Annotated in this window: 20 protein-coding genes; 7 read left to right on the plus strand and 13 right to left on the minus strand. The window is 31.8% G+C overall.

What is annotated here, in order from left to right:
* Positions 1 to 36: 36 nt before the first annotated feature.
* Both BGO27_02595 and BGO27_02600 read right to left on the minus strand, forming a co-directional pair.
* Positions 37 to 2,295, minus strand: coding sequence for a hypothetical protein (locus BGO27_02595; protein OJV16106.1), 2,259 nt, complete (start codon positions 2,293 to 2,295; stop codon positions 37 to 39).
* 110 nt (positions 2,296 to 2,405) lie between these two features.
* The gene (locus BGO27_02600) at positions 2,406 to 2,831 is read right to left on the minus strand and encodes a hypothetical protein (protein ID OJV16107.1); all 426 of its coding nucleotides are present in this window, start codon (positions 2,829 to 2,831) and stop codon (positions 2,406 to 2,408) included.
* A gap of 232 nt (positions 2,832 to 3,063) precedes the next feature.
* Between BGO27_02600 and BGO27_02605 the strand changes: the two genes are divergently transcribed.
* Entirely contained in the window at positions 3,064 to 4,251 is a 1,188-nt protein-coding gene (locus BGO27_02605; protein OJV16108.1) for a hypothetical protein, read from the plus strand.
* Positions 4,252 to 4,394: 143 nt separating this feature from the next.
* On the opposite strand, the gene BGO27_02610 is transcribed toward BGO27_02605, so the two are convergent.
* The 11 genes from BGO27_02610 to BGO27_02660 form a co-directional block, all read right to left on the minus strand.
* Complete coding sequence (locus BGO27_02610) at positions 4,395 to 5,480, minus strand: cell filamentation protein Fic (GenBank protein ID OJV16109.1); 1,086 nt, start codon at positions 5,478 to 5,480, stop codon at positions 4,395 to 4,397.
* 408 nt (positions 5,481 to 5,888) lie between these two features.
* A complete protein-coding gene (locus tag BGO27_02615; protein ID OJV16110.1) occupies positions 5,889 to 6,668 on the minus strand; it encodes a hypothetical protein in 780 nt (259 codons plus the stop codon).
* A gap of 69 nt (positions 6,669 to 6,737) precedes the next feature.
* Positions 6,738 to 7,262 (minus strand): GNAT family N-acetyltransferase, encoded by a 525-nt coding sequence (locus BGO27_02620; protein OJV16111.1) that lies wholly within the window; start codon positions 7,260 to 7,262, stop codon positions 6,738 to 6,740.
* A gap of 25 nt (positions 7,263 to 7,287) precedes the next feature.
* Positions 7,288 to 7,974, minus strand: a complete 687-nt coding sequence (locus BGO27_02625) for a cyclase (GenBank protein ID OJV16112.1) — start codon at positions 7,972 to 7,974, stop codon at positions 7,288 to 7,290.
* 2 nt (positions 7,975 to 7,976) lie between these two features.
* A complete protein-coding gene (locus tag BGO27_02630; protein OJV16113.1) occupies positions 7,977 to 8,663 on the minus strand; it encodes a hypothetical protein in 687 nt (228 codons plus the stop codon).
* A 36-nt stretch (positions 8,664 to 8,699) separates the two neighbouring features.
* A complete protein-coding gene (locus BGO27_02635) occupies positions 8,700 to 9,452 on the minus strand; it encodes a hypothetical protein (protein ID OJV16114.1) in 753 nt (250 codons plus the stop codon).
* On the minus strand, positions 9,442 to 10,248 hold the full coding sequence (locus tag BGO27_02640) for a hypothetical protein (protein OJV16115.1): 807 nt from the start codon (positions 10,246 to 10,248) through the stop codon (positions 9,442 to 9,444). Before BGO27_02640 ends, BGO27_02635 begins: the two co-directional genes overlap by 11 nt.
* Positions 10,241 to 11,266, minus strand: coding sequence for a hypothetical protein (locus BGO27_02645; GenBank protein ID OJV16116.1), 1,026 nt, complete (start codon positions 11,264 to 11,266; stop codon positions 10,241 to 10,243). Before BGO27_02645 ends, BGO27_02640 begins: the two co-directional genes overlap by 8 nt.
* A gap of 11 nt (positions 11,267 to 11,277) precedes the next feature.
* Positions 11,278 to 12,225: a GNAT family N-acetyltransferase gene (locus BGO27_02650; GenBank protein OJV16117.1), complete on the minus strand. Its 948-nt coding sequence runs from the start codon at positions 12,223 to 12,225 to the stop codon at positions 11,278 to 11,280.
* Positions 12,222 to 13,106 (minus strand): hypothetical protein, encoded by an 885-nt coding sequence (locus BGO27_02655; protein OJV16118.1) that lies wholly within the window; start codon positions 13,104 to 13,106, stop codon positions 12,222 to 12,224. The genes BGO27_02650 and BGO27_02655 overlap by 4 nt, the downstream gene beginning before the upstream one ends.
* 3 nt (positions 13,107 to 13,109) lie before the next feature.
* Positions 13,110 to 14,894 carry an ABC transporter ATP-binding protein gene (locus tag BGO27_02660; GenBank protein ID OJV16119.1) on the minus strand — a complete coding sequence of 595 codons (1,785 nt, stop codon included), beginning with the start codon at positions 14,892 to 14,894 and terminating at the stop codon, positions 13,110 to 13,112.
* A 70-nt stretch (positions 14,895 to 14,964) separates the two neighbouring features.
* On the opposite strand from BGO27_02660, the gene BGO27_02665 reads away from it, so the two are divergent.
* Genes BGO27_02665 through BGO27_02690 form a run of 6 tightly spaced genes read left to right on the plus strand, consistent with a single transcriptional unit; the run spans position 14,965 to position 18,686 of the window.
* Positions 14,965 to 15,498, plus strand: a complete 534-nt coding sequence (locus tag BGO27_02665; GenBank protein ID OJV16120.1) for a hypothetical protein — start codon at positions 14,965 to 14,967, stop codon at positions 15,496 to 15,498.
* A 20-nt stretch (positions 15,499 to 15,518) separates the two neighbouring features.
* Entirely contained in the window at positions 15,519 to 15,872 is a 354-nt protein-coding gene (locus BGO27_02670) for a hypothetical protein (protein OJV16121.1), read from the plus strand.
* Between the two features lie 3 nt (positions 15,873 to 15,875).
* Positions 15,876 to 16,262 carry a hypothetical protein gene (locus tag BGO27_02675; GenBank protein ID OJV16122.1) on the plus strand — a complete coding sequence of 129 codons (387 nt, stop codon included), beginning with the start codon at positions 15,876 to 15,878 and terminating at the stop codon, positions 16,260 to 16,262.
* Positions 16,259 to 17,338 carry a hypothetical protein gene (locus BGO27_02680; protein OJV16123.1) on the plus strand — a complete coding sequence of 360 codons (1,080 nt, stop codon included), beginning with the start codon at positions 16,259 to 16,261 and terminating at the stop codon, positions 17,336 to 17,338. The genes BGO27_02675 and BGO27_02680 overlap by 4 nt, the downstream gene beginning before the upstream one ends.
* Positions 17,338 to 17,805 (plus strand): GNAT family N-acetyltransferase, encoded by a 468-nt coding sequence (locus BGO27_02685; protein ID OJV16124.1) that lies wholly within the window; start codon positions 17,338 to 17,340, stop codon positions 17,803 to 17,805. Before BGO27_02680 ends, BGO27_02685 begins: the two co-directional genes overlap by 1 nt.
* Positions 17,802 to 18,686, plus strand: coding sequence for an acetyltransferase (locus BGO27_02690; GenBank protein ID OJV16125.1), 885 nt, complete (start codon positions 17,802 to 17,804; stop codon positions 18,684 to 18,686). The genes BGO27_02685 and BGO27_02690 overlap by 4 nt, the downstream gene beginning before the upstream one ends.
* The last annotated feature ends 340 nt before the right edge of the window (positions 18,687 to 19,026 follow it).

Consider the following 19,026-nt stretch of genomic DNA (forward strand, 5'->3'; position numbering starts at 1 on the left):
AACAAATATGAAAACCCAAACAAAATATCTTTATTTTTATCTTTTAAATTTAGAGATGTTGCTTGTGCCTGCTATTAAATCGACCCAGTTTATTTGGATTGAATGTCTTTTATGAGTAGCCTTAGCATTATCAGGCATTGTACTTGCATTAGCAATTCTTTGATTATCTAGATTATTACGTCCACCTAAAACATATTCAAATATAAACTTGCCTAATGTAGTTGTTGTTGCATAACTACGCTTTTCAAAACCAAAATAACTAATAACAACTGCTGCTAACGAAGATATAGTATTTCTTACGGCATTATTATCAAATATTATTAAGCTTGGTGCAAGGGCTTTAAGACCTTTATTGAGCAGTTTCCCTATACAAATTCTTCTTGTCCATGTGAAGCCTACTTTTAATAAATTTGTAAGACTAAAATATGATTTAGTCTTACGGTTAATATTCATCTTGGAAGGAGAAGGATTAATGTCTGTGTCCTTCAATGGTACAAGAGTCTTATTATTTTTTCTTTCTCTAATATTATCACGATATAATAAAGCTTCAGAAGCATCCGCATTCAAATAAGAAAATATTTGATATTGAAGTTCAGTAGGTAAATTATCTATTAGATTAAATTCTGGGCTTGCGCTTGTAAAAGGAATTGCAAAATTACGAGAATTTTTGATTCCATTAACAAAATCGTATGATTCAACTTTATTAGAACGTTTTTGTAAATTTAATTTGGCAGTTTTATTAAACTGAAGTATTATTTCTCTCGCTTTTATACAAGGCACATTTAATTGTCTCATTTTTTTTAAAAAATCAGATATGTTTACTTGATAATTGTTACAAATTTCTCCTTGCAAAGCTGTATAATCGTCTTTTTCAATGTTCGCCTGTTCGCATATAATGTTTAAAATATCGAATTCACCTCTTTCTTTTAAAGAATCTATTTTGTAATAATCATCTCTAGTCAAATGATGATTTATTAAATTACGCTTATCCCTATCTGATGTTTTTTGCCAAAGAAGGTCAGTTATATGTTTATGTCCTTTTTTCATTGCTTCCACTATTGGCAATTCACCAATACTGATATTAGCGTTATTGTTTAGAAGGTATTGAACTATTTTTAAATCACCATATAGAGCAGCAATATATAAAACTGTATGACCGTATTGGTCTAAAGCGTTAATGTTAGCTCCTTTTTCTATCAGATATTCAACTACCTCTAAATAACCATTTGTTGCAGCAGTATGTAAAGAGGTATTAAGATGCTCTCTTTTTATATTTAGAGAAGTATGATTTTCAACAAGATGTTTTACTATCTCTAAATGTCCCTTATATGCAGCGTAATGGAGTACGGTATGATTGTATTTATTTTCATTAACCTTTGCATCCATTTTAATCAGATACATTAATATCTCTAAATTTCCTCTATCACCCCCCTCATGAAGTGGCGTCGATTGAGATTTACATTTAGCATTAATATTAGCCCCATTTTCAACTAAATACTTTATTAACGGAAAATTCTTACGTAATACAGCGTTGTGTAAGGGCGTCTTCCCATAATTATCTGCGGTGTTGATATTGGCACCATTTTTAACAAGATATTTTACTATCTTCAAATGTCCATTAATTGATGCATTATATAAAGCTGTTTTATGTGTTTTAGCTTCCTCTTGATGAATATTAATTCCATTTTCAACAAGATATTTTACGACTTCAAAATGACCACCAAGTGCCGCTTCATGTAAAGATGTTCTGTCATGTACATCTTTAACGTTAATATCAGCGCCATTCTCCTTTATATATTTTACTATTTCCAAATGTCCACGTCCAGCAGCTAAAGATACTACGGAGGTGTTATTAGATGCAATAGCATTTATATTAGCACCATTTTCGATTAGGTACTTTAGTACCTCTAAATGTCCTTTTAGAGCAGCCCCATGTAAAGGGGTAAAATTAAAAAATTCAATAGCATTCACATTTGCACCATTTTCAACAAGATATCGTACTACTGGTAAATGCCCCCTTATTGCCGCATCATGTAAAGGAGTTGAATAGTAATAATCTTGAGAATTAGGATCGATACCCTTTTCTATTAAGTACTTAACTGCCTCAATATTTCCTTGATAAGCTGATAAATGTATTAATTTATTATGGTTTTCTGAAATTACATCTAATTCATTTTGTGGAAGAGATCTTATAACTCTTTCAAGCTCTAAGAAATCTTTATCCCATAAATCCTTGTTATTTAAAACTATTAACAATTCTGAATATCTATAAGCTTCAATATCTTCTTGCTTCATTTAATGACCCGTATTTAAATTAAGCTAATTATAATAATAAATGGTTAATTCGTCAAGGTTTACAGAAATTTAATTAATTTACAGTAAGAATAAGGCGTAATTTGCAATAATCACATATAATCAACTTCATGATGATAATGTTCTTTGTGAAGATCTGTTAATTCTTGAAAATGAGCGCTAAATGGTTCGTCGTAATAATTAATACCCGTAATATTATGTTGTTCTAGGTATTGATTCATAGCTTTGTCAGACCATGTCCACCATATATTATTATAATCTTCTTTATTAATAAAATATATTTTCCCTGAAATCTTACAATCATCTGCCAAATTTATATTACATGTATCCTGTATAAAAATATAATTCGCATTTATTTTTCCTGAAGGAATTGATACTTTATTTTGTAACATTAAAGTACCAACGGTAATATTTGCATAATCAAATACAATCAATCCATAATGAGACATAGAGGATTGACCAAACGAATAAAGATTAAAACTTATTGAATAAAAAATATTTGTTTCCGCACAGGGCATAATAACCTTTCAATATTAATTTATATTAATAAATAATTAATATAAATTATCAAAATTGTCAAATATCATAATTATAAAAACTTCATAAAGCCAAAGTAGTGTGAAAATTTTTGTTATATTTCAATAACTTAGCAACAAATGATAAATAATATTTATTAATAAATAGTTAATATATGTTGCAATTTGGTTAACGATGCTTATAATATCATATACTTTAAAAATGGAGTCCATAATGAAACAAGAAGAACTATTAAAAGTTTTAAATGATTTTGATGATATTAACCAGCCAGTTTATGAGTTAAACAATCTAGTTAAGTTATTAAAATTAGAGCAACTTAATGCAAAATCAAGCAATAGGGAATATGCATTAATTCATATAGCAGCTCGTCAAGGATGTATTCAAACAGTCCAGTATTTACTGGATAAAGGTATAAATATTGATATCGCAACAAATTGTGGAGAGACACCATTACACATTGCTGCTGAATATGGTAATTTTAATATGGTAAAATATCTTATTGAAAATAGAGCCGTCGTTAATGCTAAGGATTGGAATGGAGAAACTCCATTACATTGGGCTTGCAAAAGTTGTAATATAAAAGTAGTAAAATACCTTATTGATAAAGGGGCTGATGTAAATGCTGCTGATGATTCTGATTATATACCTTTACATGAAGCAGCAAGAAATGGAAATTTAGAGGTAGTAGCTCATCTTATTAGCAAGGGTTCGATAGTTAATCCTGATAATGCACCTGATACACCTTTATTTAGAGCAATGGAAGAAGGTAATGCTGAGATAGTAAACCATCTTATAGAAAAAGGGGTTGATGTTAATGAATATAATTATCTTTTGGGATTACCCTTAACGTATTCAATAAGATTAGGAAATAAAAATCTTGTAAATATTATTTCACCTAAAACGTCGGAAAATATAAAAATAGAAGTATTTGAATCTTTTCGTGATAAGCTAGACTCATTAAAAAAGAAAAATTCATTTGATGTTTTAGATATTGTTTATGAACATTTTGAAATCAACAAAGATATTTATACAGAACTTTATAGCGAAATATATAATAAATATAATGTAAATGTATCCCAGTTATTAAAAGAATTGAAGGAAGATGATGTAAGCTATGAGGATATCACTAAGCTTATAAAAGACTTTATAGGTACTATAAAGTTAAATACAGATAAAAACTCTTTAAGAATAAATATGTTTAGTTTTATAAGCTCAATAATAACAGCTAGAGAATTTGCATTTATATTTGCAGGTGATGTTCCAAAAGATAATATTATAACTAATTTACCTCGTGAAATACAATCTCATATACTTTCATATTTAAATGTGGATGGTGGTGAAACATTATCATATCTTGATAAAGTAAAAAGAAATAGAGCTGGTTATAATAAGGAGTTATAATTATTAATACCCTCCACTTGGTTACCTATTAATTCTAATTTCAATCCCCTATAAGTCTTAATTAGGGGATTTTTTTATTCAACTTTCACCTCTTTTAGCTTTGCTACTTTTAACATAATCTATACCTTATATTACTTTTTAAATTATAACAGTTCTGAAAATTCAGATGCTAATTTGTATTTTCTATTTTTTTTAGAGGATCCTACTATTTCTAAAAAACCACTTTGCACCCAATCTAGGCATATTTTAGAACTTGTTCTAGGTTTAAAACCAAACAACTCCCCTATTTGCGAACTACTAATTATTTCATATTCCTGAAACAAGCTGAGTATCTTTCTCTGCCTGGGGTCTAATTTTTTTAATAAATGACTATTATCTGGCAAATTCTGTATTTTTGCATCTTGCATATGTTTAAGAACCTTCTTAAATGATGCTTCCATACCTTCTATAAAATATTCTACCCATTTAGTAATATCTGCTTCTGCTCTACCGAAATAGTAATTATGCGATTCACCTATGCTAATAGCTTCATAATATGCGCCTAAATTTCGTGCATAGTATTCTTCTAATGAATATAACCCTTTTAAATCATAGCCTCCCATATGAAGTATTAAGGTAGTGAGCAATCTTGCCGTTCTTCCATTGCCATCATAATATGGGTGTATAGTTGCAAACTGATAATGTGAAACTGCAGCAATTACCGGGCAAGGCAAATCGCAGGTATTAATCCATTCTACCAGATCTTTCATTAATATGGGGACATCATTTGCTTCTGGAGGCATATATATAATTGACTTTGTCCTTCCATCACGAATAACATTTTGACCATCCCTATATTCTGTAGGGGAAATTTTAGTTTTCCCATTAGACATTACCAAACTATGCAGAGTCTTTATTAGTTTTTCTGTAATTCTTGTATTTGATGCGGCATATTTCTCTACTTGGTTAAGCGCAGCATAATAACCTAAAACTTCATTTTCCTCCCTCTCTCTTCCGGGAAAATGCCCATCAAATTTAATAACTGTTTCAATTTGTGCTGGTTCTAATTGGTTGCCCTCTATCATTGTCGAAAAATGAGTAGTGTATAATTTGGCAGTTTCTCGTAATGTCGTTAGTATAGTCGGGGTAATAGGTAAATGTATAATTCTCTCCTTAACTGATTCTATGCTTATCAATAAATTCAATATGTTAGGGGTTAATTTGAAATTGGGAGTAAAGTTTATCGGCATAATATCAGCAATTTATCGGTATTAATTATTATTTAATAATGCCGATAAATTGCCGATAAGTCAAGATATTATCTATAATACCCGTATATGTACCCATAAATACCTATAAATTCTTAATTTCTAAATTGATTAAGAAAAGATAGTGCCATAACTTTTCTTAATGGGTTTTATTGCGTAAAGTTAAGTTGGGATATATAACGTACCTTATCTATTATCTATCCCAAACACGAACTGTCCATTTTTGCACCTTTTTATAGAATTATTTGATTACTCTTCATCCCCACCAATATTCTTTTACTATATTATCATCAATATTGGTATAGATGTGTCTAGCATCGCTGGGCTTCAATAATTCTAGCGTTAGAAGTTCAATTTTAATGGTTTCTGAGATGATTATCGTAATTTTGATTATATTTTTTCCATATCGTTAATTAGATACCAAAGTTTTATCAATGCTTCATTTCTAGCTCTAAATGAGGCATAGGTATTTTGTTTTTCCGTATCTACAATGTGCGTTGCAAATACAATGCGGCGGTTTTCTTTTTCAATATATCCTACAAACCATCCATGCTGAAATTCAGTTTTATTGCCATTTATATCTAGTAATATACCATTACCTGTCTTTCCATAAAGATTCCACCCTCCTGGCATTTCTTGGATAAACATAATTTTTTTAGTTTTTTCATAAGATTTTTGACTTATAGGAAATTTACGATCTATTAATTTTTGTAAAAAATGAGTTTGTTCCTCTGGTGAAATTTTAAGAGAGCTTGAAACCCAGGCATCTGCTACACCACCTGAGAGATCCATATTGCCGTACGAAAATTTCGTTACGTAATCCTGAAATTTTTCTATACCAAGTTTAGTAGTTAAAATCCGTGAATACCACAAGCAACTATCCCTTATCCAAGTGCGAGGATTATGATTACCATTACACACATTTATATAAGGATCTGTTTTAGGTGGTAGGGACCAAGATGGATTACTTTCACTTTTAAGAATTCCAGAATCAAACCCAATTATACTTAACGCAATCTTAAAGGTAGATTGAGGAGGATAAGGTTTATTACAGTCACCTTCTTTTTGGATAATTTCATTATTTTCTTTAGTTACAAAACAAATTTCTGAAGCTAATACCAAATTAATATGTGAAATAAAACAACATATTATTAAAATCATCGTTTTCATATTTTTACTCCTATATTTAATAAAATTTTTTATTATATACTTTAGATCGTTTTGAGTTAAAATTATAACTCATATAGAATTTATGCTTTTCGTAAACCATAATATTAAATCATCATCAACAGTGTAGCTGTTTCCTGGAATTACAGGCTCGTAATTATAAGTAACGCCTTTGCCATCAGGTATATAGCCACGTTTTACGTAAAGTTTTTGTGCTGCGCCATACCCACCATCATCTCCTGCATAAAGTCCGACACCTATGCCAACTCCATCTGAATAAAATTTAGCCTGGTTTTCTAAACTATCTAGTAAAGATGAAGCAATACCCTTATTTCTAAAGGCAGGCAAAACATTTAAGTCCTGAATTTCTGGGATATTCTCTTCTTGAAAAGGTTTATATTGTGATTCAAAATTAAGTGTAGCGTAACCTGTAACCTCAGAATTAACTGTTGCTACCAGAATTTTCCTAGTGCCATCTTTTTGTTCATCTAGATATTTTTCAAACAATGACTTTGGCTTATGCCAATTGTTTTTAGCAAATGCTTCATAAAGTATATCTATATATCTATAATCTAAAAATTCTATATTTATTTTCATTTTTGTTCCAGTTTTTGTTATCAAGCTATTTTTTTATCAAGCCAACTAGCCTTACTGGCGCTTCTGTGCCATCTTTGACTTTAATAGGAAGTACCATTACATAAGAACCTACTTGCGGCATACGCTTTAGATTTGTAGCATTTTCTATCAATATTTTTCCTGCTCCTAAAAATAATCGATGTACCGGAAAACCATTCTGAGGGATATCTGGAGAAAGTGTATCAATACCAAGGGCATTAATGTCTCGTTTTAGTAAAAGCTCTGCTGCTTGATTTGATATATATGGAAATATGTGATTATTATGATACTTAGTTGGAGTATCCCAAAATTTACTCCATCCTGTATTAATCATAACACAAGTACTTTTATTGATTTGACCATGTTTATTCTCAAATTCAATGATATCAGATTTGGCTAAACTAAATCTTGCATGACATCTATCTGAAACATCAATGATAATAGCAGGCATACACATTTCATCTAGATTAAAATCATCGATGCATCTTCCTCCAGGAATACAGTGGCTTGGCGCATCAACATGAGTACCAATACCTGCATTCATTTTGATTTTCATTACACGGAATTTATCTTCGCCTTGACAGTCGGTGTAATCAACATGGAGATTATGATTAAATCCACAATCACCATTCCATGTAGGAATAGTGCTATCGAGAGAATGTGTTAAGTCAATTAATTTATATGGAAAACTCATAATTATAGCTCTATAAATTTATTAAGAATTTTTATCATGCTATTATTGATGCTTTTATAATCATTGCTTAACAATATATTTTCAGATTGTGTAAATTTAGATGGTTTAAGATCACCAGGAACTGCTCTTATCATTTCTTTTATTCCTTCTAAAATTATTTCTAGATGGCACTGAAATGCATATATTTTCTGACTATATTTAATAATTTGCCTTGGACAGCCTTCGCTATATGCTAATATTTCTGATGTATCAGTTAAGCCTGGCATATCATTATGCCAATGAATCACATCCAAAGTTCTGCCAAATTCCTTTAATAGTGGATCATTAAATCCAATGTCTGTAAGTGTTATAGAAAAAACACCAACTTCCTTTTCTGGACTTCTCCCTGTAACAGCGCCTAAAGCCTCGCCTATAAGCTGAGCACCTAAACAAAAACCAAGTATTCTTTTATTATGTTTAATGGCATCTTTGATTAATTCAATTTCATCTTTTAGGTATGGAAATTTATCAATCTCTATTGGACTTTGAGGTCCTCCCATTACTATTAAGACATCAAAGTTATCTATTGAGGATAGGTTTTCACCTTTATAGGGCTTCTCTATTTTAAAGTTGAATTGATTTGCTGATGCCCAGTCCTCTATTACTCCAGGTGTTTCAAAATCTGCGTGTGTGATGCATAAAATATTCATAATTAAACCCTTTTAACTTTTTTGGAGTTTGTTCTATCATTTTTTATCCAAAAATTCATCTATTATTGCTAATGTTTTTGCCTGAACTTCTTTATGGCCGCGGTCAGATAACTCTATATGTTTTGCTTCAGGTAATTCAATTATAGTCGCGCCTGTTTCTGGTAAAACTCCTGGGTCGGCTTTGGTGTCGTTTGCTCTGATACTTAAAATTGAGACATTTTTGCTAACTGGAAAAGGGTACCTTAAAGAATCAAGTGAGATAACTTTATACACCATTTGAGGATATTTTTGAGCAAAAAGCATTGACATATCCCCACCATTTGAATGACCTATGAGTATAATATGCGAATAAGCAAGGCCCAGTCCCATTTTTTGAAACTCTGATATTACAAAGCTAATATTTTGAGCTCCTTTATGCCAAAATGGCATTCTGCGTTTAAAAAGATCTCCTGTTCTTGGTAAGGGTTTGTCGCTATCAAGATCATGCTGAATACTTGCAACAAAATATCCTTTTTCAGCTAAATGATTGGCGATAAATGAATATTCAGTATTCTTCGCTCCATAACCATGGCTTATGATAACGAGGGGGATTTTATTTTTTATGTCTTTAAGAGTATGTTTATGGTAATCATTAAAGTATAATTCTATTGGTATTTCTCGGTGTCTAGAAGAATCTACAAATGTATACGACTGTTGTATGATTGGATTCAACTGATTGTTTTCTACTAATTTAGAGCACTGTGTAAGTGTGATAGTTATAATAAAGCCAACAATAAACTTACTTAACATTTTTTACCTCTTCATCACTGAGCCATTTTTTGTGTTTTATCAAATACTCAGTTTGATAATTAATTATATTTTGATTCCAAGCTTTACTTTTTGCACCTTTATAATGATATGCCATAAAATTTATACCTAGCTTTTTGCATGCATCAGATACTGATTTTATATGCTCTAAATCATCGTCGAACATTACAATAGCTTTTGGGTAATAATCAATCTCTTTTAGAAACTTTATCAAAACAGGCCCTTTTGGAGTAAGATCTGTAGCGAGTATTCCTTTAAAAAATATTGGGTTACGATTATCGGCCTTAAACTTTATGACTTTATCACCGAAACTTCCTTGAAACCCAAGACTTTTTAGATGTTCATATCGCCATTCTGCTAGCTCACTATACATTCCTAGCCTACCAGTATTCATGCCTGTAAGCGCAATAAATTTAAGATCTTTACTCTTTATGTTATTTATTATATATACAATACAAGGTTCAATTAATGGCCTTTTAGCATCTCGTAAGATTATTGAAACCAAATAGTCCCAGTCTTTAACTTCAGGATGAGATTTGATTAGATGATTACGAAATTCCTTACCTTGCTTAGTATGCTCATTAATTAAATACGAATCTAACGGCTGAATAAGCGTTTCATCAACATCAAATATAACCAGCGTATTTTTAGGTAAATCAAAATTTGCTTCTTTAAAAGAATAAATTTCCGTAACTTGGTGGGGTTTATGAGTATAGGTGCAAGATGCTATGAGTAATGTTAGGAATAAACCTAGTATATATTTAATTTGATTAATCATTGAGATTTCTACCTCGTGTTCTAGTTTTAATATATGTCTTTAAAAAACCTAAAGCATATAGTCTAAGTGATTCTTTATCTTCTGAATATAAAGGAACAATTTCATTATTTTCTATATACTCGGCACCTTCTTTTATAGAGTTATTTTGTAGTAAATCGTCTAGTACTTGTATTCTTAATTCTTTAGATACTTCTTTATCTTCTGGTTTTTCAGAAAATACAAACCATACCAGAGAGGTTAGAAAATATGTGCGGCTAATTGCCTTGTTAAAATTTTCTAAATTGTGTGAATCTATTTTATTATCAAAATATTCTGATAACAATAACTGTTTTTGTTTCTCATTTAATCCATTTAAAAGAGCAAAATATCCTAAATCATTATATCTGTAATCCCATGATGCAGCAGTAAAATCAATAATATATATTTTATTGTCGTTAGAAATCATGATATTTTCAGGAATCAGATCTGAGTGAGACAATACTATATCTTTCTTTTGTAACAACATTTTTTGCCCTTCTTGAATATACTCTTTGTATAATTCAGTGAAGACCATAGGAAATGCTATGTCATTACTCAAAGCTTTGTTATAATCTTTTTCCGCCCTAGCTGACTGTGGTCTATATTGGATAAATTCTCCTTTGTAATTATGTAAGTTACGTATGAGTTTAGCTAATATTCTAATAATATCTGGGTTTTTAAGATCATTACGTGTAATTGCTCTACCATCAATATATTCAATAATCATAAATTTCACATCGGGATGAATATACAAAATTTTTGGACTAATCTGTATTTCATCAGATGCATATTTATGTGCAACAATCTCATTTAGTTTTCTTTGCTTATCATATTTTTTGTTAAATTCTCTTATAATAAATTTTTGCTGGTTTACTTGCAAAATATAAGTAGATGTAGAACTTAGGCCACTTTTTAAAGGGGTAATTAAAACATCTTGTTTCTTATTATTACTACCGAAATATTGATCCAAAAAAGGCTCTAGTTCACTTAAATCAACCATAATATTATCCCTTAAGTAAGAACTTTCCCTACAGGCACATCGTTTGGATCAGATTCATGTTCTTCAGGATCATCGAAAGGCATATTTATATAACCATTTTTAAGATAAAAGTTTAATGAACTTTTTCTAGATTCAGCATGTATACTCTTTATACCCAAATTTTTAAGCCATTTTTCAATAAATGCTAAAAACTTACTTCCAGAATTCTGATCACGTTTATTTTCATCTATTACAATAATTCTCATAGCTGCCCTTTTATCTGGCCAAAATTGGATATGGGCATATCCAATAATTTCTGTACCTTGATATAAAACCAGATGAGCATGCTTTTCATGATTAAATGTCCATGTATATGGATCTTCTATACCATAAGGGCAAAAAAAATAGGTGTCACGAAAATATTTAGCAGCTTTCCATTCGGTCTCATCGCTGCACTTAAGAATTCTAAGACGGTTAAATCCGGCCTCTTTCAAAATACTTCTTATAAAATTACCTTTGTAGAGAGTGTAATTTACAAACTTCGTGGATTCTTTTATAAATGATGATTCATCACGTAAAATATCCTGCTTGAGATTTGCATAAGTATCTCTTTTTTCTGTATTCGACCTTAAATAATCACGAAACATCAAATTTAGTTCGATTTCAGGGTGTAATTCTTCATACATATGGATATGTACAGAGTTGTTTGCATTTTTAAAATAATAACGCATAGGAATATTTAATTCCCCCCTGTAAATATAACCTATATTTTCTAAAGAGCTTATTCCATGATTTATGTCTTTAACCACAATTATCATGTCAATTATTGGCTTGCTAGCTAAGCCAGGTACAGATGTTGAGCCAATATGATGAATCTCTAGAAAATGATCACCTAATGTAGCTTTAATTCGTAAAGCTTCTTGCTCAAAAATATTTGGCCAATTTGGGTCATATGGAAGAATTGAAATAGTTTTCTTCATATTTTTATCTCTTTTATTTTGATTGGCTTTTCAAGTAATGCTAAACGATATTCACCAATTTTATTAAAACCAATATTCTTATATACCTTGATTGCTGCTGGATTATCTGTAAATAATATTGCCTTTTTGGTTCCCTTTGCTTTTTCTTGCACCAGCATCTGCGTTAGAATTAACCTTGCAAATCCTTTATTACGATGTTCTGGTGGGGTCCAAACAGGACCAACTTGTACCATTTCTTCTATACGGGCATTAAAGGCACAAAGAGATACTGGGATCCCATCATACAGCAAAACCCAGTTGTCATTAGTTTTAAGGCGTGTATTCCAGTGAGCTTCAACCTCTTTTTCAAGCTCATCATTGTTAGAAGCTCCTAATGCCTCAATATCGTAGCTTTTCATCCAATTAATTAGTAACTCTCGAGAAATATCTTGTGCTTTAACAACCGCAAAATTATTTGGTATTATTGATTCGGTTAAAGTTTCTAGGTTAATTTTATACAAACTTTCCTTTACATTTAAATTGTAATTGGCATTAAATAATCCAAGATGGTTAATTACTTCTTCAGCTTGTTTATTGGGCCCTAAAATTCCTGCTACAGGGCGTTTTATGTTATTTTTTAACTCAATAACCAGATGTTCTAATACTTGGTAATTAATGGCATGCATCATAATATTACCATTCCAATAATGAACAATTACTCCGTATAAATTATTGGAAGTGGGGTTTAAATAGCCAAAATATTCACCTTGAAAATCCTCTCCTCTGTACTCAATTCCTACAGCTTTAAGGTTACTGCAAATAAACATACATTCTGCCTTATATGGTGCCAAGTATTCTTCTAGTTTTTTTGTATCGAATGCTCTTAACAATTTGACATTCATACTTCAACCTTCCTGTCTTTTATCACCTAAGAAGCCGCCAACCTGGGCATCCCATAGTTTTTTGTATAGTCCTTGTTTAGCAAGTAGTTCGTTATGAGTTCCGTCCTCTACAATCTTGCCTTTATCAAACACTAGTATTCTATCCATATGCAGTAAAGTAGAAAGCCTATGGGCAATTACAATTGTAGTTTTATTTTGCATCAGCTCCCACATACTTTCCTGAATAACATTTTCGGTTAGTGAATCAAGCTGGCTTGTAGCTTCATCTAAAATAAGGATTGGAGCGTTTTTAAGTATTGCTCTGGCTATTGCGATACGCTGACGCTGCCCTCCAGAAAGCTTTACGCCTCGCTCACCCACTAATGAATTATAACCATCAGGTAATTTTTCTATAAATTCATGTGCATGAGCTTGCTTTGCTGCCTCCATAACTTCTCTATCACTTGCATCGGCTCTGCCATAACGGATATTTTCCATGAGTGTTCTGTTAAATAGAGATGGATCTTGTGGAATCATGGCAATATTTTTACGTAACGATTCCTGGGTAACTTCACGTATATCCTGTTCATCAATTAAAATAGCGCCATCTGTAACATCATAAAACCTAAGTATAAGGTTAACAAAAGTGGACTTGCCTCCACCGGAATAGCCTACAAGGCCTACTTTTTGACCAGCTCTAATTTCAATAGATTTATTTTCAAAAAGTGGCTCAGTACCCTTGTAATGGAATTTAACGTTCTTAAAAGTAATTTGCCCATTAGTACAATTTAATTCAGTAGCATTTGGTTTATTGGTGATTTCTAGCGGTATCATTAACGATATTAAGCTTTGCTTACACCTGCCAACAGCCTTGTTGAATTCATCAACTTCACTCATTGTATACCACATCATGTGTCCTAATTCCATTGATAACCCCAAAATTAGAGCAAAGTCACCAATTGTCACTAAACCCTTTCCATAAAGATATACCAGGAAAAATGTAGAACATCCCATCATTACGGCTATTAAACCACCTTGAATACATGAAAGTATTGTGGAATACATATAAGTTGCAGTGTAAGCTTTTTGTTGCCTATCAAAAAATGTCACCATCCTTGAGTTTTCATATACTTTACGTGCAAAAATTCTTACATTTGTATGGTTAGATAAACTATCCACTAACTCACCTACAACAATGGACTCTTCTTTAGCTTGTGCGTCTGATAATGATACAAGCTTTTTTGACATAAAAATACTAGAGCCAGCGAAAAATATAAACCAGGTTATTAAAATTATACTAAATATAGGATTTACAAAATAGGCAGCTATAAAACCCATAATCAATAAAGACGCACCCCTAAGGAAATTAGATGCACAAGGCGTTATTATTTTAGTAATACCATCAACTAAACTTGTAATTTGCTTTGCAATTTTACCAGATAGATTGTTTTGATAGAAGTTGTGTGAATGCGAAAGGGCATAATCCATTGTTTCAGCAATAATTTTGTTCTGGATAATCGGCACAAATTTCGCCCAAATATAATTTATACCTCGCCAAGTAAAGTTATCAAAAACAATAAAATTTATCACCACTAAACTTGCTGGAAGTATTAAAGCTGTAGTATCTCCGTTATTTACATCAGCTAAAAGGTTAATAAGGTTCTTGATTAATATGCTATTAAATGGCCCCCAAAAACCAGCAGCTATGCTAAGGAATATACAGGTAAATACAATTGGTTTATATGATTTTAAAAAATGCCATATAAATGGGAAAAGCTTCTGAGGTTCAAGTTTATCTATTTCTTTCATAGTTTTTATCTGGTTTTATTAAGTTTTACATGATATTACATATTTGTTAATGCAAAAGCTATAAAATTTTATGAATTTAACCTTTAAACCACTAGAAAAACAAGATTTTCAGATACTTCTCGGGTGGCTTTCTAAACCCCATGTTAAAGCATGGTATGATAAGGAAATAAAATATACCATTGAAAAAGTTCAGCAAAAATACAATAGTTATACTGAAGGATATAAGCTTGAAGAGGGAGTTAAAAAGCCAATCCACGCTTTTATTGTACTCATAGATAATATACCAATAGGGTATGTTCAGTATTATAATGCTCATGATTTTCCACGAGAAGATGGAATTATGCTAAAAGAGTTGCCACAAAAATTGTCGGCTTTTGATATATTTATAGGCGAAGAGGATTATACAGGCAAAGGTATAGGGTCTGAGATTATAAAAACCTTGCTTAAAGATTATATTTGGAAAGAGTTTGATGCTTGTTTTGTTGATGTTGATGCAGATAATGTTAGGGCTATAAAAACATATGAAAAAGCAGGATTTATTAAAATAAAAAATGTGGGTCAAAATATATGGATGATGTGCAAAAATGGCGGAGATTTAAGATAGACAAGCTTATAAGGGATAAAATGCCCGATATTATGAGATCTATGGGGCTTAAGGTATATGAAAGAACGGTAGATCTTGATGAATATCTAAGTGTACTGAAACTGAAGCTTGTGGAAGAAGCAACTGAAGTTTTTAATGCCAAAAGTTTAGAGGAAATTACCGAAGAACTTGCGGATGTCTATGAGGTATTCTTAAGTTTATGTAAGGCCCAGAATATAGATATCGCAGTTATCGAAAAAGCCAGAATTGATAAAAAAGAACAAAAAGGTGGCTTTGATAACAGGATATATAACAAATGTGTCGAAATCGAGGCAAATAACCCATTTATAAAGTATTATCTAAATAATAAAGAAGCATACCCAGAAGAGGTTTAAGTTATGAAAAATCTAGATAATATACTAAATGAACTAAAAGCTAGGGAGCCTATATTCCACCATCCAGATAAATTTGGGAAAACAAAAGAGGATATACTTAATCAAATCTGCGAAGAATTCTGGGAGGTTGGAGCGTCCGGAACTGTATATACTAAAGATTTTGGTGTTGATATGCTAGTAAAGCGTTATAACAACCCAAATTATGAGGATATTTGGGAAGCGTCGGATTTCAAAGTAACCGAGATAGCCCAAAATAATTATCTGCTTACATATATACTTGTCCAAAATCATACAAGACGTACTAGAAGATCCACTATTTGGCGTAAAGTTAAGGATAATTGGAAAATACTCTATCATCAAGGAACTGTAATAAGTGGAGAGACAATATGAATAAAGTAATTATCATAAACGGGCCGTCTTGTGCTGGAAAAACTAGTATAGCTAAAGAAATATGCAGGCAATCTGGTAATAAATTTGCCCATCTTCAAATAGACAGAACTGCTGAATATTCTGGCACAATTTTTCCTCAAGGTTTTGAGTTTGCTAAAAATGAAGTTGGTACCGAAAGTAATGATGATGGCCAAAGTTTATTTAATAATAATCGTTTGGCTAGAAGAAAAATTGTTGCATCAATATTACTTGCGACAAGCAGAGAATTATTAAATCAAGGTATAAGCGTTGTAATTGATACAGCTTTAGATGGCCCTGATGCTAAAGATTTAGCCATATATTACCTAAAATACCTCAAAAACTATGATACAAAATTTATAGGAATTTACTGTCCATTAGAGGAAAGATTCAAAAGGCTTAAAACCAGAACCGATAATCTACATTTAACAGAAGATTTCGTAAGAAAGCAAACCGAAGTTTATAATGTCTTTGAGCTAAATAAAGATTTATATCATACTTGGTTTGATAGCTCGAAATTAAATGCTGAGCAAATAGCAGCAAAAATACTAAACGATGATAAATCTATAGAGATTGATAAAATTACACTTAGAAGTTCTATTAAATCAGATATTGATAACCTTGTAACACTCTCAAAAATGAAGCGTCTTAATTATGAAAAAGCGCAGCCTATATTTTGGCGCTATGCAGGTGAAGGCGGGGACAATAAGCAAAAAGAATGGTTTACAGAGCTTTTAGAAAAGCAAGATTATTTAATGCTTACAGCAGAAGGCAAAGATAAAGAAATTATGGGCTTTATTATCGGTAGACTTATTCCAGCTCCTGAAGTGTATGACCCAGGCGGATTAACACTTATGATTGACGATTTTTATGTTAAATCAGAAACTTTATGGAAAACAGTAGGTAGTGAATTACTTGAAAAAATTAAGCTTGAAGCAAAATCTAAAGCTGCTGTGCAGATCCTTGTTGTATGCGGCGCCCATGACGAACCTAAGCGTAAGTTCTTAATTGGGCAGAAACTAACTATAGCTTCTGAATGGTTTGTGGGAGCGGTGTAATGATTAAAATCGATCTTTTAAAAAATCATCCTCAAGCAATACCAGTCCTTGCAAATATTTGGCATGAAGTTTTAGGGAAAATTTGGTTCCCAGAGCTTACAATTGAGGAAATAAAGTCGTTAACATATGATGAGCTGGGTTATCCAGATCAAATAACTTCATTCGTTGCATTGTATAATGATATTCCTGCAGGATTTTGTACATTTAAACTTAAGGAAGAGTTTCGTCCAGATTTAGGCCCCTGGCTTGCAGATGTAGTCGTTGATCCGAAATATCAAAAACAAGGAATCGGAAAAATGCTGGTTGATGTCGCATCCCTAAAAGCAAAAGAACTTGACTTCAAGAAGTTGTACTTATTTACTTTCGACCCCACCATACCCGATTATTATGAAAAACTTGGATGGAAAAAAATTGGAATGGATGAATTTAAATCACATCCTGTAACGGTTATGGAAATAACATTATGACTGGCGATAGAATATCAATTTTAACTGCAAAAAAGCTTATTCAGGAACAGTTTCCAGAATACGCCAATTTAACAATTACTGAAGTTGAAAAACAAGGTCATGATAACCGCACATATAGACTTGGTGATGATATGCTTATCCGTATGCCTACAGCAGAGGAATACGCATTAAAGGTCAGTATAGAGCAAGAGTTGTTACCAAAGCTTGCACCATTTTTAAGCGTAAGTATCCCAGCGCCTATTAAAATGGGAAGACCCTCTAATGATTATCCATACGCATTTTCTATATACAAATGGCTTCCTGGAAAAAGCCTAAACTTCATGAATTTAAGTACAGAAGAAAAAGAGGTTCTAGCTTTTGATTTAGCTAAATTTCTTAAAGAATTGCAGGCGATCAAAGGTGTTCCAGAACTTGCCCCAGGCCAGCATAACTGGTGGCGGGGAGATCATGTTAGCGTTTATGATAAAAATGCTCGTGAGCAAATATCAAAGCTAGTTGGTATTATAGACGATGAAAAAGCCATGAAATTATGGGAAAGAGCCTGTAATACAAAGTGGAACCATAACCCATTTTGGGTTCATGGTGATTTTGCAATTGGTAATATTTTGATGCAAAACGGGAAGCTTTCAGCTGTAATTGACTTTGGTTCTACTGCAACCGGTGACCCCGCATGCGACCTTGTAATTGCTTGGACTTATTTTGAAGGAAAAGCACGAGATATATTTGTTAATACAATTAATATGGATGATAACACATGGATAAGAACTCGCGCCTGGGCTTTATGGAAAGCAACGTTTGTCCTATGCAATATAGTAAATAAAGATAGCGTTGAAGCTTTAGAAAAGAAGAAAATTATTGAAGAAGTTTTGAAAGATTTATAAGAAAAATATACCTTATGAAAAATTGGATCCTTATATTTACAATATTTAATAAAGTTATGATTTTAGCAGCATCTAATTTACATATATTTGTTCTAGCCCAAGTCATGCGGTATTAGACCCGATTGACATTGGAAAATTTAGTTAATACACATTTATGATGACAACAGAAAGGATTATTTTAAGCAAATGATAAGAGGAAGATGAAGAAGTATAAAACGGACAGTCTCATTAAATCCCAAATTTTCCCTTGTATAAGTCATAATCTTGGATTATCTTTCTGCCTATGGATAGGTAAGCTATCCTAGGGCTTCGAAAACCCTTATATCTACTACCGGTGGTC

This window comes from Alphaproteobacteria bacterium 33-17, from assembly GCA_001897445.1.
GTDB lineage: Bacteria > Pseudomonadota > Alphaproteobacteria > Rickettsiales > 33-17 > 33-17.